The organism is Dyella sp. (assembly GCF_036568765.1).
GTDB lineage: Bacteria > Pseudomonadota > Gammaproteobacteria > Xanthomonadales > Rhodanobacteraceae > GSA-30.
In genome coordinates, this window is sequence record NZ_DATCRY010000142.1 from 1 (window position 1) to 3,624 (window position 3,624).

4 protein-coding genes, 1 tRNA gene and 1 other RNA gene are annotated in these 3,624 nt (G+C 64.0%); all 6 read right to left on the reverse strand.

Annotation, left to right across the window (positions count from 1 at the left end; all coding sequences use genetic code 11):
* A partial coding sequence (dnaX, locus tag VIM98_RS10210) for a DNA polymerase III subunit gamma/tau (RefSeq protein WP_331992998.1) occupies positions 1-1,062 on the reverse strand: 1,062 nt, incomplete at its 3' end.
* A gap of 203 nt (positions 1,063-1,265) precedes the next feature.
* Positions 1,266-1,362, reverse strand: an RNA gene (ffs, locus tag VIM98_RS10215) — signal recognition particle sRNA small type.
* Positions 1,363-1,406: 44 nt separating this feature from the next.
* Positions 1,407-1,499 (reverse strand) — tRNA-Ser (locus VIM98_RS10220).
* A gap of 97 nt (positions 1,500-1,596) precedes the next feature.
* Positions 1,597-2,103, reverse strand: a complete 507-nt coding sequence (locus VIM98_RS10225) for a DinB family protein (protein ID WP_331992999.1) — start codon at positions 2,101-2,103, stop codon at positions 1,597-1,599.
* A 30-nt stretch (positions 2,104-2,133) separates the two neighbouring features.
* Entirely contained in the window at positions 2,134-2,892 is a 759-nt protein-coding gene (locus VIM98_RS10230; protein ID WP_331993000.1) for an MBL fold metallo-hydrolase, read from the reverse strand.
* Positions 2,889-3,624 (reverse strand): 3-deoxy-D-manno-octulosonic acid kinase (locus VIM98_RS10235; RefSeq protein WP_331993001.1); only part of this gene is annotated, 736 nt, incomplete at its 5' end. The genes VIM98_RS10230 and VIM98_RS10235, both read right to left, overlap by 4 nt.

A 3,624-nucleotide genomic window follows, 5' to 3' on the forward strand; every position in this document is an offset into this window, starting at 1 on the left:
CAGCATGGCCATGTCGAAGCCGGTGCGCGCGTCGGGCGCGATGGCGAGGTCACGTCGGCCGGTCGTGGCGATCTGGTAGTACAACTGCACGTCTTCCGGCTGCAGGCGCTCGGCCAGTGCCAGCAGCGCGCTATCGTCACCCTCGCCTTCTTCCGGCCGGTAACCAGGTACCAGCTGAATCAGCTGCAAGCGATGCAGCACTGCGGCAAGATCATCGAGCACACCGCCGAAATCGGGTGAGAACGAGGCAATCCGTGCGCACTCCTGCATAAGTTGCTGGCCATCGCCGGCAGCGAGCGCATCGAGCAAGCCCAGCACTTGCCCCCGGGCGACGCTGCCCAGCATGGCGCGCACATCGTCGGCGTTGAGGCTACCGCCACCATAAGCGATGGCCTGATCCAGCAGCGACAGGCCGTCGCGCAAGGAACCATCGGCCCCGCGTGCCAGTTCTACGATCGCCGCGTCGTCGTACTGGATCGACTCGGCACCGAGGATATGCCGCATCTGGCCGGCAATCTGTTCGGGGAGCAGACGCTTCAGGTTGAACTTAAGGCAGCGCGACAGCACGGTCACCGGCAGTTTCTGCGGATCGGTCGTGGCGAGCAGGAATTTCACATGCGGAGGGGGCTCTTCCAGCGTCTTGAGCAAGGCGTTGAAGGCGGGCTTGGATAGCATGTGCACCTCGTCGACCAGGTACACCTTGAAGCGGCCGCGCGCAGGCGCGTACTGCGCGTTTTCGATCACTTCGCGCACGTCGTCCACGCCGGTATTGCTGGCGGCGTCGATTTCCAGCAGATCGACAAAGCGACCGGCATCCACCGCGGTGCAAACCGCGCATTCGCCGCAGGGATCGGCCGATTCGCCGCGCTCGCAATTGAGCGACTTGGCGAAAATACGCGCAATCGTGGTCTTACCCACGCCGCGCGTACCGGTAAAGAGATAGGCATGGTGCATGCGCCCGGTATCGAGCGCATTGGTCAGCGCCCGCACGACATGCTCCTGCCCAACGAGCTCGGCGAATTTGCGTGGACGCCACTTACGGGCCAGGACTTGATAGGACATGCACGATTACCTGTGGGCGAAACCCGATTGTGCCAAGGTGTGAAGCCGCTCGCTATGCTCGCTGCAAGATCGGCGGCCGCGCCTGCGGCGCTCTGAAGGGAAAGAAGCAAAGAGCCCTCACGGCTTCGCCTCCTCACAGGCGGCTCAGCCACCGACCTCACAGGCTGCGCCCACAGCCGGCCTGACGCCCAAAAAGGCGGCGGCCCTGCCAGCCACACCCCGGCACCCGAATCGCTCGCTACCGTTGCTTCCTTCCGGACCTGGCGGGGTTTACGAACTATCGTCGCGGGGGGACCGACAGGGCCACCATAGACTTTTTCGATATCAGCGCCGGGGTTCACAACTGGCGGAGAGGGCGGGATTCGAACCCGCGATACGGGGATAAGCCGTATACACACTTTCCAGGCGTGCTCCTTCAACCACTCGGACACCTCTCCGCAATGGTGAACCCTTGCACTGTTCAGGCCAGTTCGGCCCGGCAAAGAGGCGAAAGGATAGCGGGCGCGGGCATGAGTGACAAGACCGCGACGTAGTTCAAGCGACCTGGGCCACGTCGCGCAAGAACACCGGAAAATCGGTGGTAGGGGGCCGCACGCCCGCGCCGTAGAACATATCGGCCACGAACCCGCGGTGATAATTGGTATGGCTGACAAGGTGCAGGAGGATCTCCTCCTTGGTCATAGCACCCTCGCCACCGCCAATGAAACCGAAATGAACGGTCTCGCCGGCCTGGCCGGCATCCAGTCCATCGGCCCAGGCGATGTACCAATCGTCCAGCTCCAATTGGCGCCGTGCCAGTTCCTCCAGCGCGATCTTCTCGCTGGTGATGCGCGCAGTGAAACCATGCTCGCGGCCTTCCAGATGCGCCTGGAATACGCTATCGATGGTGTACACATGGGTCAGCATGGCCAGCATGCTGCCGAAAACCACCTGTCGCGGCCGCATCAGTTCTTCTTCGGGCAGTTCGGCGGCGGCGTCGAGAATCATCCGATCGGCCCAAGCCTTGTAGCGGGCGAAACGGCGCAGCGATTGCGTGCTCATGGGGGTATCCGGAGTTTGCGGGAAAAAGATTCAACCGGCGTCGGCACGTGGCGGCCGCGGCGCAGGCAAGTCGATACGACCGCCTGGCGCGACGATGTGGAAACCGCGCGCTTCGAGCGCCGCGCCATCGGCGTGACTACCGTAGTGATACAAACGCAGACGCTCGCGCCAGGTGGACGGATACTCGCGCTCGATGTCGTCGATCCCGGTGTGCGAGGGATTACCTACCAGGCCACAATCGTGCGCCACGATTTCGCCGGCACCGGCGTAGCGCTCCAGCATCTCGGGTATCGGCCGGGTATCGCCGGTAAAGGCGAAGCTTCCATCCAGGGCGATACCATAGGACGTACCAGGCATATGGTGTCGTGTGGCGAAGACATCGAACCACAGGCCATCGAGCCAGAAGCCGCGGCTGAACGGCACCAGCCGGAATGCCTCCCAAAAGTTCACGCCGCCCTCGGCAAGCACGCCGGGATAGTCGGCGACACGCCCCTGCAGCCACGGGATCAGCGCCGCGTGCGCAAAAACGCGCGTCTGCCCCCGCCGCGCCTCATCGAACCACAGGCGGATAAAGGCACGCTCCATGCCTCCCACGTGATCCATATGCGCATGAGTAACGTAAAGCGCGCGTGGCGGTGCGCCATAGGCTGCCAGGTAGCGATCCAGCGTATCGGGGCCGCAATCGATCAGGAGCAGCGGCTCGCCGTCGCGTTCGAGTACGGCCGAGGAAGACCCCAGTTCTGCGGCATGGGCCGCCCCTACCCCGAGAAAATGCAGAGTCCAGTTCATGAGGTAAGCGTACGCTCGTACTGCAAGCGCAGGGGAGTCCAGACGGCCGCCTCGAAGGCCGCCTCGCCCTGCGTGGCGGCACCCACCTTGAGCAATGAACGCCGCAGCCGACGCAAATTACCCTGCTGCCACCCACTATCGAGCGACCGCTGCTCGCCGCGATCGAAATCGATCAAATGCAAGCCGTCCGGGCCGATCAGGACATTGTGCGCGTTGAGATCGGCATGGCAGATCCCAGCGCGATGGAACCGTGCTACCAGATGCCCGACCGCTCCGGACAGTTCGCCGTCCAGACGTCCCTGCGCGATGCACTGGGCCAAAGTGACCGCACCGTCGATGCGCCGGGTCAACAGGTCGGCGGTGTAGAACAGCCCGCGCCGCTCATAGCGTGCGGCAACCGGACGCGGCCCAGGCAAGCCGATCGTGGCGATAATGTCGAGCAGACGCAGTTCACGGAACCCGCGCGTGCGCCCCGCGCCGGTCCAAAGGTAGCGATCGCCCAGTACAGCTGCCACCATGCCGCCGCGCCGATAGTGTTTGAGGACGCATTCGCCAGCGGACGTATCGACGATCGCCACGCCGCCGCGCCCACCGCTTTCCGTACGCAGGGCGCCACGTTCGCTCCAGTACGCCTGCGCGAACCAGTTGCCGTCGACTTGTGGCGAGACGGCGGCGTCGAACAAAATCGCGCCACCGGCGTCCTCGCGGACCTGTTCGTGCATCATCATGTCC